Annotated in this window: 25 protein-coding genes and 1 pseudogene; 20 read left to right on the top strand and 6 right to left on the bottom strand. The window is 44.3% G+C overall.

All coding sequences use genetic code 11. The features are described 5' to 3' along the window. Positions 1-2 precede the first annotated feature (2 nt). The 7 genes from QP794_RS29040 (at position 3) to QP794_RS29010 (ending at position 5996) form a co-directional block, all read left to right on the top strand. Positions 3-767, top strand: a complete 765-nt coding sequence (locus tag QP794_RS29040) for an ABC transporter ATP-binding protein (protein ID WP_285080174.1) — start codon at positions 3-5, stop codon at positions 765-767. Positions 768-830: 63 nt separating this feature from the next. Further along, positions 831-2108: an MFS transporter gene (locus QP794_RS29035; protein ID WP_285080173.1), complete on the top strand. Its 1278-nt coding sequence runs from the start codon at positions 831-833 to the stop codon at positions 2106-2108. Positions 2109-2494: 386 nt separating this feature from the next. Beyond that, positions 2495-2884 carry a hypothetical protein gene (locus tag QP794_RS29030; protein WP_285080172.1) on the top strand — a complete coding sequence of 130 codons (390 nt, stop codon included), beginning with the start codon at positions 2495-2497 and terminating at the stop codon, positions 2882-2884. 295 nt (positions 2885-3179) lie between these two features. Continuing rightward, a complete protein-coding gene (locus QP794_RS29025) occupies positions 3180-4484 on the top strand; it encodes an SPFH domain-containing protein (protein WP_285080171.1) in 1305 nt (434 codons plus the stop codon). A gap of 1 nt (position 4485) precedes the next feature. Beyond that, positions 4486-5226, top strand: coding sequence for a hypothetical protein (locus QP794_RS29020; protein WP_285080170.1), 741 nt, complete (start codon positions 4486-4488; stop codon positions 5224-5226). A gap of 106 nt (positions 5227-5332) precedes the next feature. After that, positions 5333-5632 (top strand): hypothetical protein, encoded by a 300-nt coding sequence (locus tag QP794_RS29015; RefSeq protein ID WP_285080169.1) that lies wholly within the window; start codon positions 5333-5335, stop codon positions 5630-5632. A gap of 112 nt (positions 5633-5744) precedes the next feature. Then, complete coding sequence (locus QP794_RS29010; RefSeq protein WP_285080168.1) at positions 5745-5996, top strand: hypothetical protein; 252 nt, start codon at positions 5745-5747, stop codon at positions 5994-5996. 39 nt (positions 5997-6035) lie between these two features. On the opposite strand, the gene QP794_RS29005 is transcribed toward QP794_RS29010, so the two are convergent. Together QP794_RS29005 and QP794_RS29000 are read right to left on the bottom strand one after the other, a co-directional pair. Beyond that, positions 6036-6206 (bottom strand): hypothetical protein, encoded by a 171-nt coding sequence (locus QP794_RS29005; protein ID WP_285080167.1) that lies wholly within the window; start codon positions 6204-6206, stop codon positions 6036-6038. A 415-nt stretch (positions 6207-6621) separates the two neighbouring features. Continuing rightward, positions 6622-6792, bottom strand: coding sequence for a hypothetical protein (locus QP794_RS29000; RefSeq protein WP_285080166.1), 171 nt, complete (start codon positions 6790-6792; stop codon positions 6622-6624). A gap of 166 nt (positions 6793-6958) precedes the next feature. Between QP794_RS29000 and QP794_RS28995 the strand changes: the two genes are divergently transcribed. After that, a complete protein-coding gene (locus tag QP794_RS28995; RefSeq protein WP_285080165.1) occupies positions 6959-7765 on the top strand; it encodes a helix-turn-helix transcriptional regulator in 807 nt (268 codons plus the stop codon). Between the two features lie 127 nt (positions 7766-7892). Continuing rightward, positions 7893-8846, top strand: a complete 954-nt coding sequence (locus QP794_RS28990; RefSeq protein ID WP_285080218.1) for an aldo/keto reductase — start codon at positions 7893-7895, stop codon at positions 8844-8846. Between the two features lie 26 nt (positions 8847-8872). Here QP794_RS28990 and QP794_RS28985 read toward each other — a convergent pair whose 3' ends face one another. Continuing rightward, the gene (locus QP794_RS28985; RefSeq protein ID WP_285080164.1) at positions 8873-9007 is read right to left on the bottom strand and encodes a hypothetical protein; all 135 of its coding nucleotides are present in this window, start codon (positions 9005-9007) and stop codon (positions 8873-8875) included. A gap of 71 nt (positions 9008-9078) precedes the next feature. Here QP794_RS28985 and QP794_RS28980 point away from each other — a divergent pair, with 71 nt between their 5' ends. Further along, positions 9079-9663: a cupin domain-containing protein gene (locus QP794_RS28980; protein ID WP_024630529.1), complete on the top strand. Its 585-nt coding sequence runs from the start codon at positions 9079-9081 to the stop codon at positions 9661-9663. A gap of 204 nt (positions 9664-9867) precedes the next feature. Next, a complete protein-coding gene (locus QP794_RS28975; protein WP_285080163.1) occupies positions 9868-10536 on the top strand; it encodes a hypothetical protein in 669 nt (222 codons plus the stop codon). A gap of 160 nt (positions 10537-10696) precedes the next feature. Here QP794_RS28975 and QP794_RS28970 read toward each other — a convergent pair whose 3' ends face one another. Beyond that, positions 10697-11584, bottom strand: a complete 888-nt coding sequence (locus QP794_RS28970) for a LysR family transcriptional regulator (protein ID WP_024630527.1) — start codon at positions 11582-11584, stop codon at positions 10697-10699. 112 nt (positions 11585-11696) lie between these two features. Between QP794_RS28970 and zwf the strand changes: the two genes are divergently transcribed. The 4 genes from zwf (at position 11697) to QP794_RS28950 (ending at position 16784) form a co-directional block, all read left to right on the top strand. Continuing rightward, positions 11697-13214 (top strand): glucose-6-phosphate dehydrogenase, encoded by a 1518-nt coding sequence (gene zwf, locus QP794_RS28965; protein WP_285080162.1) that lies wholly within the window; start codon positions 11697-11699, stop codon positions 13212-13214. Positions 13215-13253: 39 nt separating this feature from the next. Continuing rightward, a complete protein-coding gene (fsa, locus tag QP794_RS28960; RefSeq protein WP_024630525.1) occupies positions 13254-13919 on the top strand; it encodes a fructose-6-phosphate aldolase in 666 nt (221 codons plus the stop codon). A gap of 60 nt (positions 13920-13979) precedes the next feature. Then, positions 13980-15398, top strand: coding sequence for an NADP-dependent phosphogluconate dehydrogenase (gene gndA / locus QP794_RS28955; RefSeq protein WP_285080160.1), 1419 nt, complete (start codon positions 13980-13982; stop codon positions 15396-15398). 282 nt (positions 15399-15680) lie between these two features. Further along, positions 15681-16784: a metallophosphoesterase gene (locus tag QP794_RS28950; protein WP_285080217.1), complete on the top strand. Its 1104-nt coding sequence runs from the start codon at positions 15681-15683 to the stop codon at positions 16782-16784. Positions 16785-17000: 216 nt separating this feature from the next. Here QP794_RS28950 and QP794_RS28945 read toward each other — a convergent pair whose 3' ends face one another. Next, positions 17001-18023 carry a hypothetical protein gene (locus QP794_RS28945; RefSeq protein ID WP_285080159.1) on the bottom strand — a complete coding sequence of 341 codons (1023 nt, stop codon included), beginning with the start codon at positions 18021-18023 and terminating at the stop codon, positions 17001-17003. A gap of 218 nt (positions 18024-18241) precedes the next feature. On the opposite strand from QP794_RS28945, the pseudogene QP794_RS28940 reads away from it, so the two are divergent. Together QP794_RS28940 and QP794_RS28935 are read left to right on the top strand one after the other, a co-directional pair. Next, positions 18242-18409 (top strand): annotated as a pseudogene (locus QP794_RS28940) (family 1 glycosylhydrolase); the annotation flags it as partial. A 124-nt stretch (positions 18410-18533) separates the two neighbouring features. Next, positions 18534-19127 (top strand): 5' nucleotidase, NT5C type, encoded by a 594-nt coding sequence (locus QP794_RS28935; protein ID WP_094937296.1) that lies wholly within the window; start codon positions 18534-18536, stop codon positions 19125-19127. Between the two features lie 31 nt (positions 19128-19158). Here the strand turns inward: QP794_RS28935 and QP794_RS28930 are convergent, their stop codons facing one another. Continuing rightward, positions 19159-20040 carry a helix-turn-helix domain-containing protein gene (locus tag QP794_RS28930; protein WP_285080158.1) on the bottom strand — a complete coding sequence of 294 codons (882 nt, stop codon included), beginning with the start codon at positions 20038-20040 and terminating at the stop codon, positions 19159-19161. 138 nt (positions 20041-20178) lie between these two features. Here QP794_RS28930 and QP794_RS28925 point away from each other — a divergent pair, with 138 nt between their 5' ends. The 3 genes from QP794_RS28925 (at position 20179) to QP794_RS28915 (ending at position 24044) form a co-directional block, all read left to right on the top strand. Continuing rightward, the gene (locus tag QP794_RS28925) at positions 20179-22890 is read left to right on the top strand and encodes an alpha-L-rhamnosidase (RefSeq protein WP_285080156.1); all 2712 of its coding nucleotides are present in this window, start codon (positions 20179-20181) and stop codon (positions 22888-22890) included. A 177-nt stretch (positions 22891-23067) separates the two neighbouring features. Continuing rightward, positions 23068-23463 (top strand): VOC family protein, encoded by a 396-nt coding sequence (locus QP794_RS28920; protein ID WP_079349305.1) that lies wholly within the window; start codon positions 23068-23070, stop codon positions 23461-23463. 47 nt (positions 23464-23510) lie between these two features. Further along, the gene (locus QP794_RS28915) at positions 23511-24044 is read left to right on the top strand and encodes a GNAT family N-acetyltransferase (RefSeq protein ID WP_285080155.1); all 534 of its coding nucleotides are present in this window, start codon (positions 23511-23513) and stop codon (positions 24042-24044) included. Positions 24045-24115: the final 71 nt, after the last annotated feature.

Here is a 24115-nt window from a genome sequence, read left to right as displayed (position 1 = left end):
CCTTGACTACGATATTGGAAGCCAAAAACGTGAATAAATCGTACAGTACTGGTGAGTGTGAGAAGCATCCTATTTTGAAAGATATTACTTTTCAATTGAAGAAGGGCGAATTTGTTTCCATTATGGGTCCGTCGGGCTCGGGAAAATCAACTTTGCTTTACAACGTCAGCTGCATGGATCAGATTAGCAGCGGGAGTGTTTATTTTGCTGGCAAAGAGATTTCTGCTTTTTCAGAGAAAGAATTGGCGCAACTTCGCTTGAACAAGATGGGATTTATATTTCAGAACATGCATCTGTTAAAAAGCCTGAATCTGCTCGACAACATCATTCTGTCTGCCTATCTGGCGAAAAAAAGCAGCAGGGATTCCATTCATACACGAGCTCTCAATCTGATGAAAAAAATGGGCATCGAGGAACTCGCCAACCACAATATCACTCAGGCATCGGGCGGACAATTGCAACGAATTGGTATATGCAGGGCGCTGATCAATCAGCCGGATATTTTGTTTGGAGACGAACCCACGGGGGCATTGAATTCACGTTCAACCAACGAAATCATGGATATTCTTGGAGACATTAATGCTTCTGGAACAACCCTATTGATCGTCACCCATGATGTTAAGGTTGCAGCACGATCTGAACGGGTTTTATTCATGATAGACGGCAAACTGGTGGCAGATCGTAACCTTGGCAAGTATAACAAGCAGCATGATCTTAAAACGAGAGAGAATATGTTAGGCAAATGGCTTACGGATCAAGGGTTCTAACACGGTTAATTGGAGAGGGGTTATCCAATGAAACAGATGGGACACAGGTCATTTGGTACATTTTTGATAGTATGGTTCGGGCAGCTCATATCTACAATGGGTATCGGAATGACGGCATTCTCCCTTGGTGTGTATGCATTTGAGAAAACCCATACGGCGACAGCTGTGGCGCTGATTACCCTGTTTGCCTTTCTGCCTAATATCTTGTTGCGTCCTATAGGTGGAGTCCTTGCAGATCGTTTTGACCGGCGCACGATGATGGTCTTAGGTGATCTTGGTTCTGCGTCTGGTTTAGTTTTTATCTTGACCATGATCCTGACGGGGAAGATTGAACTGTGGCATCTCTATGCTGGTGTTGCTTTTAGTTCCGTGTTCTCGGCCGTTCAAAGTCCAGCCTACAAGGCTTCAGCCACCGATTTGCTCGATAAAGATCAATATTCAAAGGGCAGCGGCCTGGTGCAGCTTGCAGAATCATCCAAGTTTCTATTTTCGCCCATTATAGCCGGCATTCTGCTCAGTATAACAACGATTGAAGTCATTCTGGTCATTAATATGTTGACGTATCTGGTTGCGATCCTGGCAGTGCTTGTTATACGGAAAAGTCTTAAAGCGGAGCGAACCGATGATGAGAGGAAACCTTGGCTGACTGAGCTTCACGAAGGCTGGATTGAAGTCACGACGAATAAAGGCGTGCTTCTGCTTGTTATCATTATTTCGATTATCACGTTCTATCTGGGATTCCTAGAAACGCTCATAGGTCCTATGATCCTATCCTTCTCTGAATCAAGAACGCTTGGAACATTTCAATCGGTGAGCGCAATTGGCATGTTGATCAGCAGTCTGTGCATTGGCATGTTCACCCTAAGTAAAAAATATTCAAAAATACTTGTTTGGGGTCTGATCATGTCCGGATTGTCCTTCTCCCTTTTGGGATTTACAACAAATATATATTTCATTATCCTTGCAGGCTTCCTGTTTCTGTCCTCCCTGCCCTTTGTCAATATGAGTGCAGATGTATTGGTGCGTAATAACATATCCAACGAGAAGCAAGGCAGGGTGTGGGGCATCATCGGCATTTTATCGCAATTGGGCTTTATCGTTTCCTACAGTATCGCAGGATTTTTGGCAGACTATGTCTTTAACCCATTGTTGGATGAAGGTGGAGCGCTGGCCTTGACCGTAGGATCATTCATCGGCGTTGGTCCGGGAAGGGGCATTGGGTTCTTGTTTATCATTGCAGGCGTGTTTGTTGTCGTTATTGCAGCCATCACTTCCCAACTTAAATCCATTAAGGGGTTGGAGAAGGGCATTGATATTGTGCCACAGACCCAACAGGATTAGCGAATAAATGAGTGAATTGAATTGATGGAGTTTAAAAAGTAGATGATAGCCCCGGAACTTTATGTTTCGGGGGTGGTTTGAGCTTTAGGACAAGAACCTGATTTTGGTAGAGGCTTTGTACAAATGAAAAGGTTAGCAGGTATACTATGAATAATGAGCATTACAGGACGTATAGTCGTGTAGATATTTAACCGGAGGGAGGTTACACCTTCGTTCAAAATCGGAAATCAAGGAACGTTTGAAACGTTGCCTGATCAAGCCATGGCGATTTATAAGGGAGACGTTACTGGTGTAGAAGAATTCATTAAACAGGGTATGGAGCTTACATTCAAGAAAAGGATGGGGAACGAGCATACACGATTGCCATCAGTCAGAAAAATGAAGAAATGGCAGAGTATTTGAAAGCCCATGAGCCCCAAGACTTTCACAATCTGGGCAATAAATTACATGCCTTGAAACCTTACAAGCTGCCTAATGAATTAATCCGTTTTCTAACGGAAGGTCTGCGCAGAATCGACTTGCCGGGCAATCCGTGCGGCGTGGGATACATCGAATTCTTCCATCTGATCGATACGGTGGAAATGAAGCTGGGCAGACAGAAACTGCTGCGCATATCCTCTGACGTGGATCAATACTCCCATATCCTGATCGTCTGGAATCCAAGCAAAAAAATGATTGACTACGTAGACATTGAACATCAGGAGCATGGAACGATCTCCACGTTCGAAGCGTTCATGGGCGATCCCGCATCATATATGGAAAATCTCCTAAATTAACTGGAGGGCCTCCGCCATCACAAGAACCTCTTGTATATTGTCGATATACAGGAGGTTCTTTAATGTCTCTACCATTCATGTATAGGAAAAATATCTCATGAAATATGAACTATACTAGTGCGAAAGGAGGTTATAAATGGTAAAATAGCAATGCCCAAACATGAAAAACATTTTTGTTGAAAGATTAGCAGGTAAGTAAGCTATGAAATGATTTAATTTTAGATTGTTAGCAAGCGATTGTTATACGATTTTACAATGAAATTATAGTATTCTACTACTGGAGTGAGGAAGAGAAATGGCCATTATTGACGTAATCAAGTATGACGGTTCACCTGATGTATTTGCTTGGAAGCACCCTGAGAGTGAATTGGGAACATGGACCCAGTTGATCGTGAATCAATCCCAACAGGCGATCCTCTTTAAGGATGGAAGGGCGCTTGATATGTTTGGGCCAGGAAGACATACGCTAAGTACGGCGAATATCCCGATCTTAAACCGCCTCGTTAACCTTCCGTTCGGAGGTAAATCACCTTTTGCAGCAGAAGTGTGGTACGTCAATCAAGTAAGCGCATTAGATGTGAAATGGGGAACAGCAAATCCAATTCAGATACAGGACCCAAAATATAATATTATCGTTCCAGTGAGAGCATTTGGGCAGATGGGTATAAAAATAGCGGACTCTCGCAAATTTCTTATCAAACTAGTGGGAACGCTGCCTGAATTTAACCAGGTTAATATGGTCAATTATTTTCGTGGGCTAATTATTATGAACATTAACTCCATGCTGTCCTCCTATCTAATACATAGAAAAGTAAGTGTACTGGAAATCAATGCTTATATCGCCGAAATTTCACGGCATTTTGCTGATACGATCACATCTGCTTTTGAAGAGTTTGGTATTGAGTTAGTCAACCTGTATATCCATAATGTCAATCTGCCTGAAGAGGACCCTTCGGTCATTCGATTGAGAGAAGCGTTGGCACGCAAGGCCGAAATGGATATTATCGGGTACACTTATCAACAGGAGCGTTCATTCGATACGCTTGAAGGTGCAGCCAAAAATGAAGGAAGCATGCAATCGGATATTATGGGTGCTGGGCTTGGAATGGGGATGGGGGTTGGACTGGGAGGATCGTTCAGCAGCGAGATGTCCCAGATGTCCAAAGTGATGGCTACTACGGAAACGCCTGCTATACGTATATGCAAGCATTGCAGTCATCCGAACCAGGAGCATAGTTCGTTTTGCAGCAAATGTGGCAATTCACTTGCCGAAAAATCAGCAACCACCGGTTGTAACAACTGTGGACATGCCTTGCAGAAAGGGACCAAATTTTGTCCCAATTGTGGTGACAAATATCATGCATGCCCATCCTGTGGGGCGGATAATGCGGAGAATGCTTTGGCTTGTATTCAGTGTCACGAACCGATGCCTAGCCCATGCCCCAAGTGCAATCATATGAATTCGGGTCAAACTAAATTTTGCGGCAATTGCGGCTCCAGTCTGTCCTTGAAATGCAGCCAATGTCAACATGAAGTGAAGCCCGGTCAGAAGTTCTGTCTGGATTGCGGAAACAATCTGCAAGATGGAGGGCAGGCATAGGATGGTTAAACGGAGCAATCTTCTCATTTTAAATGTTATTTATCTGATTTGTATGCTGTTATCCTCAGTCGTTTCTTTTACGGTCTTTAGTCATGCCATTGTAACGTTTTCTTTCTGGATGAATCTTGTGGCTTCTTATGTCGCGATTACGGCGATTTGGATTTATGTAAGGCATGTCATGCTACATATGGATCGCTTTAAACGATTTGTCCCTGGTTACACAGCTATAGGTATCGTGTTGGTGATTTATCTGATTTGTGTGATGATCTACTCCCTGTTCACAGGATCAGCAGTTCATGGTCTCCGCTGGTTCGTTTTGTTACACACGGTAACCCTAGCGCTGGCAGTAATTCTATGTGGAATTATATTGATCTATATCCGGAGTGCAAGTCATCATCAAGCAGATGAACAAATGAAAACGGCTAACTTGAGATCCATCGAAAATGCTTTGCAACAGTTGCTCCATACGATGGAGGATCATTCCATCCTGACTATGGAGGAGGACAGAAAGGCGGTTCAATCATTAGTTGAACTGGTAAAGTATAGCGACCCAATCACTCCTGTTTCACTTGAGTACAGTGACCTTCAGATACTAAACGATATTGAATTGTTGAACGGTGAAATTGCTACACAGTATGCGGCAGAAGGATTGGTAAATAGTGAACGTCTCACTTCGCAACTGTCCAGGTTAAAGTCCCGTTTGAAAGAGCGGAATCAACAGATCATGACAAGCAAATCATAAATTCATAGGAGGAAAAGCTGTGAAGAGATTTTTTGGAATTATATTCATTATACTTTCATCTCTGACAATCTTGTTATCTTTAATAATAATTCCCCAGGGAACCGATATGGCTATTATCAGTACGATTATTCTTTTTATACCTGGAGTAATCGTACTTGTTACAGGAATTAAAATGTGTAGACGACCTAAATTCCATCCCAAGGCTGATCATTATCAATATCATTACGACAGTGACAAGGAGTATGATGAAGAAGGGTATTATGAGGATGAATACCACGATCATGAATACGAGCAACCGCAAGAACCTGTATCTGTGAATTGTTCCGGGTGTGGAGCCAAGGTAAAGGTATATCCGAATTTGTCTGCGGACTGTGAGTATTGTGGAACAACGATGAGACTCTCCTAGCCTTACATAATAGACACCATGACTAATTTTGCTGATACGAGTTGTAACATCAGTTTTGCTCTATTTGTTATTTGGGGGAATGAAGATGAGAGCGTTTTTTGGACTCTTTTTTATGTTCTTTTCAATTGCTATGCCGATCAGACTTCTTATGGAAGAGAATCTCATCGAAAGATTGGATATGGTCGTTGATGTTGTCCGGGATGTGGGGCCAAGACGAAGGTATATCGGAAGCTATATACGGATTGTGAGTATTGTGGAACAACTGTTGAAGCATCGTAAAATGATTCAGAATGGATACGAAAAATATAAAAGTCTGATTCCTACATGGAGTCAGTCTTTTTCTTTTAGCCCGTTTTGCGGATAAAAGTAAGAGAAAAAATCTCTTGTCTCATTCACCCTGAATCTAAAAATCTCTCGGACGTTCAAACACCTCCCCCAGCTCCTTGCGATTAACCTTTATAGCAGTTGTCTGGTCCATTCCTGGTTGTGATTCCAGTTGATCCAACAATCCAACAAGGGCGTTATAAATTTCTTCACGTTCGATTGTTTCAATAAAGTTAGCTTTGGCGTCCAACTGATTAAACGTCTCCGGTGTACTTCTCTACTAATGACATCAGTTGTTTCTATATAACGCCCGAATCGCTCATATTTTGACTTAATCTTCGAATTTTATTGAGGTGTTGTTTGTAAGTTTGAGCTGCTTTTTTACTTTCCATCCTCATATGCGTCAATACGAAGGCCAGAATACAGGTTTCCTGTGAAATTCAGATTTTTCATCTTGGTATTCAAATTGAGAAGTTCCAATTCGCTGACATCGATGACGAGTTTGGTCAAATGACTCTTACTGAGGTCCAGCGACTTTTAACCGTGGTTCGTGATATGGAGTTCATTGATAATCGGCTCCTAGGAATGGTATCAGTGATTCCGAATATCCGTCTATTTGAATATCTGTCAAACACGGCAGTTTGGCTAGTTCTGTCACATCTTCTTCAGACTGTGGCCTGAAATTGTTGATTTCCTGTCCAGTCCAATTGCAGGATTGCGGCAAGCTGGCGTGGCCCCTTACTCCCGGTTTCTTTCAGGCCAGTTACCTGGCAGGCGGCATATTGTTGTAAATTTTCGATGTATACACAGTAAATGTCTCCGATCGTTGGGACCATGATGTGCTCCTTTCGTTCTGCATGAATCAATGCTAAGCTTCTTGTGAACTAGGGATTTTGCAAAAATGATAATAAAAGAATGATATCAAAGGCGTCTAATCACATCCATTTTGGATAGAGCCGTAATTGAATCCATAGAAATCTAAATATCTAAGGGAGGTTATTTATGATTACAGGTATTAGCCGAAGTAAAACACTGGGTGAATTTTTGAAATCTCGGAGGAGCCGGATTCAGCCAGATCAAGCTGGAATCAGCGGATCGTATGGACAGCGCAGAACGCCGGGATTAAGACGTGAAGAAGTTGCTGTACTAGCAGGTGTCAGTGCAACTTACTACACTTGGCTTGAGCAGGGGAGAGAGGTTAACGCGTCTCGCGAGGTGATGGAAAGTATTGCGCGTGCGCTCCAGTTAAGCGAGGAAGAGAAGGACCACCTATTTCGTTTATGGGACCCCAATGCAGAGCGTGAATTTCCTGCCTCCTATTCACATCTCGAAGAGGGATGGCAGAGCATCATTAGTCAACTTGCATACCCTTCTTTTATTACGAATGAAAGGTCTGAAGTACTTGCATGGAATGAGGCAGCGAATGAAAAACTGTTCGCCTTTTCCTCGATGAACGTGAACGACCGTGTCATGATGCGAATGTTATTTCTGGATGCAACGCTTCGAGAACGTATGCATAATTGGGATGAATTTGCACGGCATTCGGTAGCGGTGTTTCGTACGTATTATGACAAGTATCCGGGTGAACCTGAGTTTTCCAAAATAGTTCAACAGTTGAACGAGGACAGCACGGATTTTCATAGCATTTGGAGCCTGCACCAAATAAAACAGAAAAAAGTCAACCGAATCTATCTCGAAACTACGGATCGGGCGGATGGCATTGCCTATGCCTATGATATCTTTTCCATGAGCAATCTGAATGAACAGTCAGGTATTCATTGTTGTGTGTACATACCCGTTGTGGAGTGACAGTAACGATCAGGGTGGTAATTCTAGTACTAGCATAAACAGACTGTGGTTGGGCCTCCGTTCTTGAAATAGAATGAGTACAAGTTCAATATCTTTCTATTTAATAACGAAAAGAGGGAACGGCATGATTAAGACAAGAACGTTGGGAAGCGATCATTTGCAAGTATCCGGGCTTGGGCTGGGTGTAATGATGATGCCAGACAACCAAGATTCGGTGCATACAATTCATGGTGCGTTGGATGCAGGCATAACGATGTTCGATACAGCCGATTTGTACGGTGAATATGAAAAGCAGCAGTTTGGAGGTAACGAGAAATTGCTTGGGCGTGCGCTTAAAGGGCGAAGAGCCGATGCTATTGTAGCGACCAAGTTTGGTATAACACATACCCAGGGTCCCAAGGGAGATCCGGCGTATATTAAAAAATCAGTGGATGCCAGTCTGTACAACCTGGGTATGGATTATATCGATCTCTATTATCAGCATCGTCCTGATCCCAATACTCCAATTGAGGAAACGGTGGGAACACTTGCCGATCTGGTTCAACAGGGGAAGATCAGATATATAGGTCTGTCTGAGGCGCCTGCAGAGACGATTCGTCGTGCGAATGCCGTTCATCCAATCACAGCGCTCCAAACGGAGTATTCATTGTGGAGTCGTGAGCTCGAAGATGAGATTTTGCCACTGCTCAGCGAGTTGAACATTGGGCTTGTCCCTTACAGTCCGTTAGGGCGTGGCTTCCTGACAGGCCAGATCCAAACGATAGACGACCTGCCGGAGGACGATTATCGTCGTCATTATCCACGTTTCCAGGGTGAGAATTTCCAGAAAAATCTGGAGGTCGTGCGCCTGATCCAGGAGCTGGCTTTGCAAAAAGGGTGCACTGCCTCTCAACTTGCACTCGCCTGGTTACTTGAAAAAGGAGAACATATCGTTCCGATTCCTGGTACTCGTAGTTTGGAGAGAGTTCACGAGAATCTTGGTGCTTTGCAGGTTTCTCTCACCATTGATGAATTGGCAGAGATTGAACGGATATCTCCGAAAGGATTTGCCGCCGGAGGAAGATACCCGGGAATTGCTTAAGATATAGCAAACTATAGATTAAGCACTTAACGCCCCAGACCTGTTTTCAACAGGAAAAGGGCGTTTTTGTGTTTTACTTGAGAGTGAATGTTCTTCACTTGAACCTGATCGACAGATGAAGCTACACATTCGGATAAAAATTGAAATACAATCGTGTCCACGGTATTATCTCCGCGTATTAACGCATACAGTACAACAATGAGATGTGCGCCTATAAGGAGGAAACAGCGGTATGATTAATCCGATTCTGCAATCCCCGAATGTTCAACTGGCAGCCGATTCGACAACGGTTTTAAATTATCAGCGTGACTCGCGTAATTATATTACCCAGTTGTTTGGGGAGCAGTTGCCTACGATCAAAAATGGATTTTTCAACGTACACATGAGTAAAGGTATCATCGTTCAGCCACACTGGCATACCAATGTGACAGAGATGGTCGTTCTGATCAACGGTGAAGTTACAACCTCTGTCTACGATCCCTTCAAGCGGGAGCGGATAAGTTATCACTTGAAGCCTGGTCAAGTTTCGATATTCCCACAAGGGTGGTTTCACTGGTTTGTGGCGGAGACCGACGATGTGCATCTGTTGACGATTTTTGATCAACCTACACCGGACATTGTGCTTGGGGCTGATTTTCTGGCTGCAACACCGCCTGAAGTTGCACATCGTGCATACTGCATTGATGAGGAGGCGTATGCCAAGGCAGTGGCTTCCATCAAGAATGACGCTATTTTGGGTCCGCCAATAGGATGCGTGGATTCTGTTTCCGATCAGGCGATCAAAGCTTCCAAATCATCCAAGAACTCAAAGGGATAACGATATAATTCCTTCTCCAATGAACGCATTCAGGCCCACGACCAGGAAATTCGGTTGTGGGCTTACGTTTTGTTCCAAATTAACACGGTCAGAATTCTCTGTTAATATAAGGATAACATTCGTTTGTCACAGTAGTGAGAGCAATAATAGGACAAGCATAATTCATAAATTGATCATACACTAATAAAGTGGAGGAACCCATCTATGACCATGACTGAGCATATAATACTAGAAACCGCAATGAGTTATGCCCCTGTATTAATGTTTGATCGAAATGAGCCTTTTTATCCGGATTTTGTAGGTGTTTCAATACTGGAACGCTCTGGCCCTTCCCCATCCTTTAGCCGGGAAATTCATTTCCCAGCCGATGCCGTCCGATATGTGATTGAATTTGCGATCTGGTGGGATTACGAAATTGGGCATTTGTACGAAATGGAGCATGTGTGGATCTATGTGGGCCATGACGGCGAAGTTGTGGACTGTGAAACCAGCTTTCATGGCAGAGTGCTCAGGGGATTGCTGAAGGATCGGGTTAATGTGGTTGGACGCCATGTGTGTCTTTACTCGCAGCCAGGCAAACACGCGTTTTCACCGCTGCCTGTGGTATTTGAACTGTTACCGGATCTGTACAGCGCAGCCGGGGCTAATGCTGGATGTGACGGCCTGCTAGTCAACGAGATGTTCAAAGGTTATTTTGAAACAAATGAAGAGATCAATGCCAGAGTGCAGGCATTCCTGCAGACGAAGGCGTTTGTACCTGCTATGGAGTTTGAGGAATATGTGCTTGACCCCTATGTGTTTATGACCTGGGACCAACTGTTTGCTTTGATTCCTGGAAGAATTGAGGAAAGACTAAGAGAACTCGAAGTATGACATTGAATCCGTTATTGATGTGAATGAAGAGGTGGAGTTATCAATAAATAATTTGATTTTCTTTATGATAATTTCTCGTTCGTCATTTTACATATGTATATAATAAAAAGTGCTTCATCATCCGTATGGGTGATGAGGCACTTTTTGTTGACCCGAGAGTCTAATCGCATTTAAAAATGAGATCCATAAATCGGTTCGCTGCCAGGGAAATCGGCATATTCCGCTTTGTCATGATGCCTACATGGGATGGAGGCAGGGGAACATCCAGCTGAATTTCGAAGAGAGAGCCTTCCTCCAGCTCTTTGGAAATAAACTCACGGGTTACATACGATATGCCCAATCCTCGACGTGCAAATTCAATTAACAAATCCACACTGCCGACTTCAATCTCGGGTTTGAGTGTATAGCCATAGCTGTTGAACAATTCCGTTATCGCCATCCGCACCCGGCTGTTCCGGGAGAAGAGAATCAATTGATGCTCCAGCAGCATCTCCAGTGTCATGACTTTATCCTTCAGCTGAGCATAACGTTCACCCGCAACGAAGCAGTCCTTGAGCTGAATACTTTCCCGAACTTCCAGTTGCGGATCAACGATGGGCATTCGAACAACACCTAGATCAATTTTTCCTTCTTTCAGAAACGTGATGACTTCCGGCGTTGTTCCATGACTCAGATGCAGCTTGATGTTAGGATATAGGACATGAAATTCTTCCAGATATGCCAGCATGTAATGCTTAAACAAGGAATCACTTCCGCCAATCCTCAGTTCTCCGTTGTCTAAACTCTTCAGGGCGGCCATTTTCTCCTCCGCCAGCGAGATCAGAATCTGGGATTGTTCGATATAGGAATACAGACTGACACCTTCCTGTGTCAGTGCAACTCCCTTGGAATTCCGGTAAAACAACGTGAGGCCAAAGCTTTCCTCCAGCTGTTTGATAGCATGGCTAACGCTTGGTTGAGTGATATATAGCGCTTTGGCAGCTTGAGTCAAACTTCCTGTTTTGGCAGCCCAGTAAAATACCTTATATAATTCATAATTTGTTGTCATAGATATGGTCTATAGCTCCTGTGAAATATATTAATTACTTGTATGGCTATGAAACGTATTATAGTGTAACTACAGCAAAGATACCAGAGTTACTTGGAAGGAGAACAGTGAGATGGAACCAACGACCATTATTTTATTTGGTGCGACTGGCGATTTAGCCAAAAGAAAAATATATCCTGCCTTATATAATTTATACATTGAGCAGAAACTCCCTGAATCCTTCTCGCTGATTGGCTTGGGACGCAGAGAGTGGTCTGATGAATTCTTTCAGGCACAAGTGGAAAAATCATTGAATGAATTTTCCAGACGCCCGGCCGATCCTAAAGTTGTGAAGTCATTCGTGCAGGCTTTCCGCTATAGTGTATTGAATATAAGCCATAAGGAAGATTATATAGAGCTGTTAGATTTGGTTAAACAGAGAGAGGCTGAACTTGGCATTCCGTCCAATCGTTTATTTTATCTTTCGGTTGGTCCAGAATTCTTTGAACCGATTGCAGCGAACATTCAGGAAAGTGGACTTGGATCTACAGCGGGCTGGAAACGTCTTGTGATCGAGAAGCCGTTTGGTCATGATCTGCAATCGGCTCGTGATCTGAATCGCAAATTAAGCGAGGCGTTTACCGAAGAAGAAATTTATCGAATTGACCATTATTTGGGCAAACCGATGGTACAGCGTCTTGAAACCCTGCATCAAAGCAATCCGATCATGAAGGCACTGTGGAACAACCGTTACATCTCCAATGTGCAAATCACCGCTAACGAGACTGTTGGTGTGGAAGAACGGGCATCCTATTATGACCATGTAGGCGCCGTGCGGGATATGTTCCAGAATCATATGCTGCAATTGCTCATGATGATGGCGATCCAGCTTCCATATAACAGCACCACGGAAAAAGTCGGTTTGAAGAAAAAGCACATCATGGAATCGATACAGCCTTTGCAAAAGCAAACTGTGGGTGCAAGTGTTATTCGCGGACAGTATGCTGAAGGAAACATTCAAGGCAAATCCGTTAGCGCATATGCAGCTGAACCAGGTGTTGCCGAGAATACGATGAATGATACTTTTATTGCTGCGAAATTGCAGATTGATGACTTCTTCTGGCGCGGAGTACCTTTCTATATCCGTACAGGCAAACGAATGAAGGAGAAATCAACTCGTATCGTCATTGAATTCAAGGAACCATCCGGACAGGCCAACGTGGTTAACGGCTCCAAACCGAACCTGCTTGTGATTGAGATGAGCCCTGACCAGAGCATGACACTGCAGCTGAATGCGAGCGACCCGCAAAACAAAGGAGAGTTCAAGCCGGTTCATATCGATCTGTCACCAGATCGTGAGGATCTGGCCGAAGCTTATGAGAACTTGATTCATGATGCATTGCATGGAGATCCAACGTTCTTTGCCCACTGGGATGAAGTAGAACTGTCCTGGGCATGGGTGCAACCTATCTTGGATGCATTCCAGGAGAATTTGCTCCCACTTCATTTGTACCCGGCAGGAAGCTATGGACCGGTAGAGTCGGATGCAATGCTGGCTGCCGAAGGGCACCACTGGTGGTTTGATCAACCTGCCGATCAGCAGGCCGAAGATGCAACTGAAATTCCTATGGCTGTTAATGCAAACCTGTAACATCAAAAAAACAAACATATCCCTTGGAGGTAATTGAATATGAAATTTTTCATCGATACAGCAAACTTGGTAGACATCAAAAAAGCGTATAAAATCGGCGTACTGTCCGGTGTAACAACAAATCCGTCATTGGTAGCCAAAGAAGGCGTGAAATTTGAAGACCGCATTGAAGAAATTTTGCGTGAGGTACCTGAAGTTGAATCCGTATCTGCGGAAGTAACACCAGATGCGATTACAGCCGAAGAGATGATTGCTCAAGCTGACGAACTGATCAAAATCAATAACAACGACAAAAACATCACAATCAAGCTGCCAATGACACTTGCAGGACTGGAAGCTTGCCGTTACCTGACCAAAAAAGGTGTGAAAACAAACGTAACGTTGATCTTTACGGTGAACCAAGCGCTGCTTGCTGCTCGTGCCGGTGCAACATATGTATCCCCGTTCCTGGGACGTCTCGACGACATCTCCGAAGATGGCGTGCAATTGGTTGCCAAAGTTGCTGAGCTGTTCCGTACACATAACCTGGATGCACAGATTATTGCGGCTTCTGTAAGACATCCGGACCACGTTACACGTGTAGCAATGGCTGGAGCACATATTGCTACTGTGCCATTCTCCGTCATTGAACAAATTTCCAAACACCCGCTGACAGATCAAGGTATGGATAAGTTTGCAGCTGACTGGAAAAAAACGGTTCAGTAATAAAGGATTGCTGATCTCGAATTTTAACCTACTATATATAAAGAGTATTGGGAGGACATAATGAGTAAACAACAGATCGGTGTCATCGGACTTGCAGTAATGGGTAAGAACCTTGCCCTCAATATTGAAAGCAAAGGATTCTCGGTAGCGGTTTTTAACCGTTCCCCTGAGAAAACGAACGATCTCTTAAAAGAAGCTGAGGGCAAAAACCTGACAGGTGCGTTCACCATTGAAGAGTTCGTAGCTTCTCTGGAATCCCCACGCAAAATCTTGATTATGGTTCAAGCGGGTAAAGCAACGGACGCTACGATTGAACAACTGCTGCCACACTTGGACGAGGGAGACATCATCATTGATGGAGGGAACGCATACTTCCCTGACACCCAACGTCGCAGCAAAGATCTGGAAGCCAAAGGTTTCCGCTTCATCGGTGCGGGTGTATCCGGTGGGGAAGAAGGCGCATTGAAAGGCCCAGCAATCATGCCGGGCGGACAACAGAGTGCATATGAGCTTGTTGAACCAATCCTGACAGCCATTTCGGCTAAAGTGGGCGACGATGCTTGCAGCACATATATCGGACCAGATGGTGCTGGACACTATGTTAAAATGGTGCACAACGGTATTGAATACGGGGATATGCAGTTGATCGGTGAAGCGTATCACTTGCTCAAAGACGTGCTGAATGTTTCTGTTGAAGAACTGCACGAGATCTTCTCCGAATGGAATCAGGGTGAGCTGGACAGCTACCTGATCGAAATCACGGCAGACATCTTCTCCAAATACGATCCGGAAACCGGCAAACCAATGGTTGATGTCATTCTGGATGCAGCCGGACAAAAAGGAACAGGAAAATGGACTAGCCAAAGCGCGCTGGATCTGGGCGTACCTTTGTCCATGATTACAGAATCCGTATTCTCCCGCTTCCTGTCTGCGATGAAAGACGAGCGTGTGGCAGCAAGCAAAATCCTGAACGGACCTGCGGTTGAAGCATTCTCCGGTGACAAAAAAGCATTCATTGAGAATGTGCGCAAAGCGCTGTTTGCAAGTAAAATCGTATCCTACGCGCAAGGCTTTGCCCAAATGCGCGCAGCTTCGGACGAGTACGGCTGGGATCTGAAATACGGCAACATCGCGATGATCTTCCGTGGTGGCTGCATCATCCGTTCGCAGTTCCTGCAAAATATCAAGGAAGCATACGACAAAGACGCAGAACTGAAAAATCTGCTTCTGGACCCATACTTCCAAAACATCGTTGAATCCTACCAAGGCGCATGGCGTGAAGTTGTGGCTGCTGCGGTAACTCAAGGAATTCCGGTTCCTGGATTCTCCAGCGCGTTGTCCTACTATGACAGCTACCGTACAGAGCGTTTGCCTGCGAACCTGTTGCAAGCACAACGTGACTACTTCGGGGCTCACACCTTCAAACGTGTGGACAAAGAAGGTTCATTCCACTTCCAGTGGATGGATACCAACGAATAATTCGTAATAAATGAACAGCCGACCCTGTGTCCGTTCATGAGTTCAACTCATGTTTGGATACAGAGTCGGCTTTTTTGTGCTGCATGTGATTAATGTATTCCTATAATGTCCGTTTATGAATGCTTGGAATTTAAGTATCACCAAATTGTAATAAAATGTACGTATCTATGATTCGAAACAGATGTTTTGACCCCCTTAACTACGTTATACTTGTTCAAACGGATAGGAAGCTTTCTAACTGAATTCAGCAATCAACTTATTGACGTGGAGGTTAACCGGGGCATGTTTGTACTTGCAGGCATATTGTTTTTGATTGTATATGGTTTATTAGTGTTTTACATAGGGCGGAGCGGCTGGAGCTGGATGAAGCCTGTCGTCTCAGCGAGATTCCGTTGGTTTTACATCGTTGCGCTTGTATTCTTTGCAGTATCCTTCATACTGGCACGGTTGTTTGGAAGTTTCTCCTTCCTGAGCATAATCGGCTCATACTGGCTGGCTATCTTCTCGTTGCTGTTAATGATCTTGCCGGTTGTTCATTTGACGTTATGGATTCTTAGACTGACAAGAATTCCAAGACATCATGCCCACAAATGGGCGGGTGTGGTTACACTTGTATTGTTGCTGTCTACACTGGGTTACGGTATCTATAACGCCTATAGTCCAGTTGTCAGGCAATATAATATTCAGATTGATAAAAAAGTGGAAGGTGTCGACGGCCTCAACATAGTCATGGCTGCAGATATGCACTTCGGACTGCTGTCCGGTCCTGCACACGCCAAACGTATGGTGGAGGAAATTAACGCACTGAAGCCAGATCTAGTGCTATATCCTGGTGATATTATCGATGACAACTTGGATATGTATCTCAAGAGTGGGATCGCGGATATTATCAGCGGCATTCAGGCCCCTTACGGAGTATATGCCTCACTGGGCAATCACGATAAATTCAATGGTCCGATCGAGGATTTAATTGCCGCACTGGAGAAGAGTAATATGCAGGTCCTGTATGATGACAAGATTACCCTGGACGATAAGATAACTCTGATTGGGCGTAAAGACCGGACCGAGAAGGACCGGGCAGAAGTGGCAGCGTTGATGCAGGATACCGACTTGAGCAAGCCTGTGCTCATGATGGATCACCAGCCTTATGATTTGGATATTGCGGAGCAGAACCATGTAGATTTGGTTGTGTCCGGTCATACCCATCGAGGTCAGATCGCACCCGCTCAGTTTATTACTAAGGCCATCTACGAGAATGATTGGGGTTATCTGCAAAAAGGGTCAATGCACTCTATCGTGACCTCTGGATTTGGCTTCTGGGGACCTCCGATTCGCACGAGCAGTCGATCCGAGATTGTACAGATTAATGTAACGTTTCAACAATGATGGAAGGCCCTCTGTGAAAAAAGGGCTGCCTTATAAGTACGTCATTGCGTAGATTAATGATACCGACTCCGCATATGATGACAAGATTAAACAGACTGTCATCATAAAGCGGAGTATTTCTTATGCAAATTTAGATGGGTAATGATTAATTAGTAAAATAAAACGGCTCGATCTCCCGGAAATCGGAGTTCAAGCCGCCTGTTTTTTATATGTAAGTTAGTTTCTTTCCCCTTTTGAAGGAATGGCTTCAAATGAATAAAATGCACCTTTTTTATTGATTTTACCGATAATCGTTATGGATCCTTTTTTCGTGAAGGTGTATTCGTTTTCTTGGATACGAACGGAATAACCTTTTAGCTCAATACCAAATATAGATCTGACTGTAGGTGTAGAGATGGCTAATGCTTTGCTTTTGCTCAGCTTAGGCTTGGCAAAAGACTTTTTGAAATCAGTATCATTTTTCCAGTTAATACCTAGTTCGTTGGTGACTTTCCATACCTTTCCGGTCTTGCTGCCGATATGCACGTAATTTAGATTGTCGTCATCCCGATACTGCCATAACATATCTTTTCCTTCTACGGTAAATAAGGTGTAATCAAAAGCTTTTACTGAGGGGATTCCAAGTTTTTTGAGTGAATTTCGTGCTATGTTTGTCATCCAGGCATAGACATCATCGATTTTATATTGCAGGATTGCCGACATTTGATTACCTTTGTCCACATCGATGTAAAGTTGTTGACTTGGTCCAAAAATGACCCAGTAGTTTTGGAGTAAATGTCCATGTTCCTGATCATTGGCTTTGAAACGCCAGAAAGAACCTTTAATGAAGATATCTTCATCTTCAAATGTTTTTAAGAAGGCATCGAGCTTCAGGCGCAGCGCATTATCCATTACTTTATTCAGATCAGCGGTATCATACGTGAGAAGGGTGGACAAGACACGATTCGTATCAGGATCGTATCTTTGTGTGAAATCGGCGAACCCAGTTCCATCTATAGTTCCGTTAATGATCCACGGATCAAATGATGTGTCTATTGTGGTGAATTGAATGTTCTGTTTCCCCACGAGTTTAACTAGTTCATCACTCAAAAGTTTTTGCGTTTTCCGATCCAGGCGCTCAGCAGACTCCTGATTCTCTATCAACGAGAGGTCATTGGATTTTGCGGTCAAGGTGAGCGGCGCAGATAACAATAGTGACATGGCGGCAATGACTACGGTCATTGAAATGACTTTTTTCAAAATGAATCCTCCTGTTTAGTTTAGGTCATATTATTAAATATCAATGGTTACATATTCATTTAATGTAACATAAAAGTAAAATGTTACATAACCATATAAACTCAAACATCGCCCGGCAACCTCAAAACCGGGGGATGTATTGCAAGCTAAGTTTGATAACCAGCTGAATTTACTGCATACCGACGTACAGGTGCGAGGCAGTTATCCAACCTTTATGGCTGGGTTATACCAACTGGGGTGCGATTGATATCATTAGTACGTCCACTTCGGAAATTTCCAAGCGTTATGGTGTGATCTACGTCGATCAGGATGACAATGGAAAGGGCACGTTGAGCTTTGGTTGGTATCAGAACGTCATTGCTACGAATGGCGAAGAATTGGGTTGATTTCGGGGGCAGTCCTTGCGCCGCAGTTATTGCAGCGCAGGGGCCGCTTTTTATTTTGAGCTCAAAAAGGATAGCGCTGTTACATCTGGGATGATATACTGTGATCCTATTGGAGGGGATATTGATGAAGAAACCTATTATTGCTGTAGATATGGATGATACCATATGCCATCTGGTCAAGCGAGCCATATACCACAATAACATCAACTTTCCAACTCATCCGCTGCGATACGAGGATATGGTGCACTGGGATACATCCCATATTCGCCATCCGGAATGTACACATGATGTATTTTACGGTCGGCCAGGACTGTTTGAGGAACTGGAGATTTATGACGAGTATGTGGTGGAAGAGGTGGAAAAGCTCCATCTAGCCTATGATCTGCTTATCCTGACGGCGGCTGAGCCCAAGACGGTTGTTGAGAAGTGGAATTGGCTCCAGAAGCATATGCCATACATATCTCCAGAACAGTTTATAACCTGTAAACGGAAGAACCTGATTAACTTCGATCTGTTAATTGATGATGGAGCACATAACCTGATACCGGCGCTGAATGATGGTAAGAAAGTCATTTGCATCCCTCATCCATGGAATGTAAACGAGCGGGAGCAACATCAGTTTCCGTTAATGACCTCCTGGAAAGGTGCAAAGGCATATGTAGATCGTCTGCTTGAAACAGAACATGAAGAGAGCAAGCGTGAGTCGGTAAAGAGATGAACCCAGGGAAAGGAGCAGAAGGCAGGAACACTTAATTCGATGGTTTAGCTCTGAAGTTCCTGCGATAGCCCTGCGGGGTTTCTCCCGTAATGCGTTTGAAGACGGCGTAAAATGAATCTACATCCCTGTAGCCTACAAGTTCAGCAATTAAACTGACTTTATGTTGTGAATTCTTCAGCAATTCACAGCTTTTTTGTATGCGCAAATGTTGCAGATAAGCTCCAAACGTCCGCCCGGTGTGGGTCACGAACATACGTCCAATATGTCTTTGACTCCAACCAGAGATATTCACGAGTTCGCTTAGACGGATTCGTTCGTTAACATGTTGGTCCAGGTAATGAAGGATGTGTTCCATATCAGTTGTATTTTCCTTCTCATTGCAGGTGATTTGATGAATGTGTCTGTAGGTCGTTACGACGAGTTGACTAACGAGCGTATATAGGATCGTGGATGAGCCGATTCCCGGAACGGCAGATTCACGGTACAGCTTTACCATTAATTCTTCCATCCGTTGGCTGTAATCAGTGATAGATACATAAGGAACCCGATTCTTTTCCAGATCTGTCAGATGGTTTCGAATCTCCGCCTCCTGAATAATGATGGACAGGGTGTGGATCAGTTCAGAATTGAACAGACAGTTATAGATAATGAGTGGATGCTCTGATACATTCGCTGTAGCCGGACGGAATACATGAGGAACGCCAACCGGAATGACAAACAGCATACCTTTGTGTACTGGAATAATATCTTCATCGATGTGATGAAAGCCCTTTCCTTCTGCCACATAACTGTATTCAACGAATTCATGTGCGTGAAAGGGAACCACAAAATCCTCGGAACACCGGTTCACGAACAGCTTCAGATTATTCTGGAAAAAGGATTCGCTCTTGAACAGCTGGACGGTAGAATTCATAAGATAGCCTCCTCCGTTGAGAATGACCAGATAACCGGGTTAAACAGTCCTCTTCGCCAGGTATTTCCGAACACAGAATCGATATAATTATATCGTAACCTTGAATTGGAAACCACGATGGAAAGGGATGTTTCTCTGATGTTGATTGTAAATCATCTGCGTTGTGAGTATAAAATAAATCCGATTGGACTAGATATCACGTCTCCGAGGATAAGCTGGCATTTGCAATCCGATCGCAGAAATTGTGTACAGTCAGCTTATCAAATTCAGTTGTCACGAACAGAAGATTTGGACCAGATTGAATGGGATTCCGGCAAAATGAGCTCTGACCAGTCCATTCATGTTGAACTGGAGCATTGGGTACCCGAAGCACGAACCCGCTACTATTATCGCATTCGTGCCTGGGATCATGCAGGAGATGAATCAAACTGGTCGGAGACAGCGTATTTCGAGACGGGATTCATGGGTAGTAAAGATGCCTGGCAGGCGGATTGGATTACAGTAGATCCATCCTCTCAGCAGGATGAGTCTTGCCCTCGACTGCGTACCTTGTTTGAACTAAAAAAACCTGTTGCAGCGGCAAGAATATATGTGACTGCACTTGGATTGTACGAACTTCATCTGAATAATCAGAGAGTGGGCGAAGCATACTTCACCCCGGGCTGGACCAGTTATGGGAAGCGGTTGCAATATCAGGTCTATGATGTAACGGATCAGCTTCAGAATGGACAGAACCTACTCGGTGCTTATCTGGGTGATGGTTGGTATAAAGGACATTTGGGATGGGATAAGAGGCAGAAGATCTACGGAGCATACCATGCTTTACTGCTGGAACTTCATGTTCATTATGGGGATGGTTCGGAGAAACGCATTGTATCGGATCAACACTGGGAGAGCACGTCTAGTGCCATCCGCATGTCGGATATCTATATGGGTGAAACGTACGATGCTCGCCTGGAGTCCGAGTGGACAGATTCATCCTCAACGACATGGTCACCCGTACGTGTGCTGGATTATACGAAAGAGATCATCGTTGCTCAGGAGAATGTGGCGGTAACGCAAGTACAGGAGTTGAAGCCGATCGCTTTGCTGACAACGCCTCAAGGAGAGCGTGTGCTGGACATGGGACAGAACATGGTCGGCTGGATGAGATTCAGCATTCAGGGTGAGTCGGGTCATACGGTTGAATTACGACATGCCGAGATTTTGGATCATGCAGGTAATTTCTATACAGAAAATCTCCGTAGTGCCACTCAGTGCATCCGCTATACGCTAAAAGGCAACGGTGTGGAGACGTATGAGCCGCATTTTACGTTTCAGGGATTCCGCTATGTGAAGCTCATCGGGTTCCCGGATCACGTTAACCTGGAGGATTTCACTGGAGTTGTGCTGCATTCCACTATGGAGCGTACAGGTCACTTCAAAAGCTCCAGTCCTTTGGTGAATCAGCTTCATCACAATATATTGTGGGGGCAAAAAGGAAACTTTCTCGACGTACCGACAGATTGTCCGCAGCGTGATGAGCGGCTGGGCTGGACGGGAGACGCACAGATGTTTATACGAACCTCTTCATACCTGATGAACACAGCGCCTTTTTTTACCAAATGGCTCAGGGATGTGCAGGCAGATCAGGGAGAAGATGGAGGTATTCCCTTCTTTGTTCCAGATCTGAGGAGTCCGACGTCTGAGGGATGGGGAGACACCAATCATTCTTCTGCCGCCTGGGGAGATGCTGCTGTCATTTGTCCATGGACGATTTACGAGATGTATGGGGATGTCAGGCTGTTGGCTGAGCAATATGACAGCATGAAACGCTGGATTAATTACATTCATGCTCAAGGGGAGAATCCTTACTTGTGGAATACAGGTTTCCACTTTGGCGATTGGCTCGGGCTGGATTCCAAACCGGACAGCTATATCGGGGCCACAGACAAGGATTTCATAGCGACAGCATTTTATGCCTACTCTGTTTCTCTTACACGGAAAGCAGCCGAGGTGTTGGAGAAGAAGGAAGATGCAGTGTATTATGATAATCTTCATGACAACATTGTTACTGCATTTCAGGATGAATTCGTGACACCTGCGGGCAAACTTGCCGTCCCCACACAGACAGCGCATGTACTTGCTTTGCATTTTGACCTATTGGATGCTACAGCTCGGAAACGTACTATTGATCAATTGGGGAAACTGGTTGCGGACGCAGGGAACCATCTGACCACCGGTTTTGTGGGAACACCTTATCTGAATCCGGTACTGAGTGATACGGGACATCATGATCTGGCCTATACGCTACTCTTTCAGGAGGATTATCCATCTTGGTTATACCAAGTGACACAAGGTGCGACTACAGTGTGGGAGCATTGGGACGGAATCCGGGAGGACGGAAGTCTGTGGAGTGCTGATATGAACTCATTCAACCATTATGCATATGGCGCCATAGGGGAGTGGTTATATCGTTATGTTGCGGGGATTAATACGGATGAACATCAGCCTGGATTCCGGATTGTGCACATCAAGCCCAAACCGGGAGCTGGACTGGAGTGGGTGGAAGCAAGTTTCGAGACGATGTACGGTTGTGTGACATCAAACTGGTATCGTCGTGAACATAACGAGATGGAAGTTCTTGTGACGATTCCTGCCAATACAACGGGTACAATCCTTCTTCCTGGAGCAGATGTACAGACCGTTCGGGAGAACGGGAAAGCTTTGGACCAAGTAGCGGGTATTCATGATTTTCAAGCGCAGGGAACCGATGTACGAATTGCGCTGGGATCAGGAAGCTATCAATTCACTTACAAGATGCTTGGAGCGGATCAGGAAGTCTATGCACAACAGACGGAATCAGTATAACGGGTATGATTAGAGGAATCCGCCAACAGGATCGTGAACTAATATAATAGCGAAAGCTGGACCCGAGTAGAGGATCTGCATACGCAGGTTCTCTTTTTATACTTGGTTAAAGATACTGTTCTTCAGATCGATAAGAGGATCATAAGTTATTAATGCAATGAAGGGAGATGAATCAATTTGACGAGTGGAAAAATACTGGGCATTGCATACAATGTCATTCCTGTGACAAATGTAGAGCAGTCAGCAGCATGGTTTGTAAACCATTTTGGATTCAATATCAGGCAGCCTAGAGAAGGCTATATTAGCCTATTTAGAGACAATAGACCGATTCTCGATTTGATTGAAAGTGATCATGATTCCAGAGCCGTATTTCAAGTGAGGCAGAAAAAGAGATGGGTAATCACTTTTTTTACTGACGATATCATCAAACTCCATACTGAGCTCACTGCTGGTCATGTCCGTGTTGGCAAAGTTAGTGATGAGGGCGTATACGGGAAGTTTTTTACTTTCGAGGATTTGGACGGTAATCTGTTCGACGTCTGGGAGCATCATGACTGTGAATTAGTATATTAGGTTGAAATAGCTGGGCAATCAATATGAGTGAGGAGGACGTGCGTAAAATGAGCAAAGAAAAAGTTAGACTAATCAAACCTTCAGCAGAATATAAAGAAACGTATATGGCATTTTATGAAGACTGGGTTGCAAGCGGAGAATCGATGGTACCGTGGGTTATTTCGAAAGAACCCTACCCTTTTGAAGGGATGTTAGCTTTTTTGGAACGTAATGAACAAGGCATTGATATACCGGAAAGCTGGGTTAGGGACAGTACATATTGGCTCGTGACGGAAAGTGATCGAGTGGTTGGAGCCGTGAATATACGACATGAGCTGAATGAGAAGCTGTTTCATAGCGGAGGACATATTGGTTATGGGATTCGTCCAGGCGAGCGGCAAAATGGATACGGTGCCGAAATCCTCAAGCTTTCCTTGGAAATCACGAAAGATCTCGGGATCACGAAAGTGCTGGTTGTATGTGACGCGCACAATGAGGCATCCAGAAGAGTTATTCTTCGTAACGGAGGGATTCAGGATCAAGACTATGTTGAGCCTGATGGGAATATCGTAGAGCGGTTCTGGATAGGCGATGTCGAATAATGTTGAGAATTGTTGTAATTTAACGAAAATAATATGGATTATGATTGTAATACCCACGTCTGCTGATTTAA

The sequence above is a fragment of the Paenibacillus sp. UMB7766-LJ446 genome (genome assembly GCF_030226665.1).
GTDB lineage: Bacteria > Bacillota > Bacilli > Paenibacillales > Paenibacillaceae > Paenibacillus > Paenibacillus vandeheii.
Note: the sequence above shows the minus strand (reverse complement) of the source record. Positions and strands in the feature narration are given on the sequence as shown.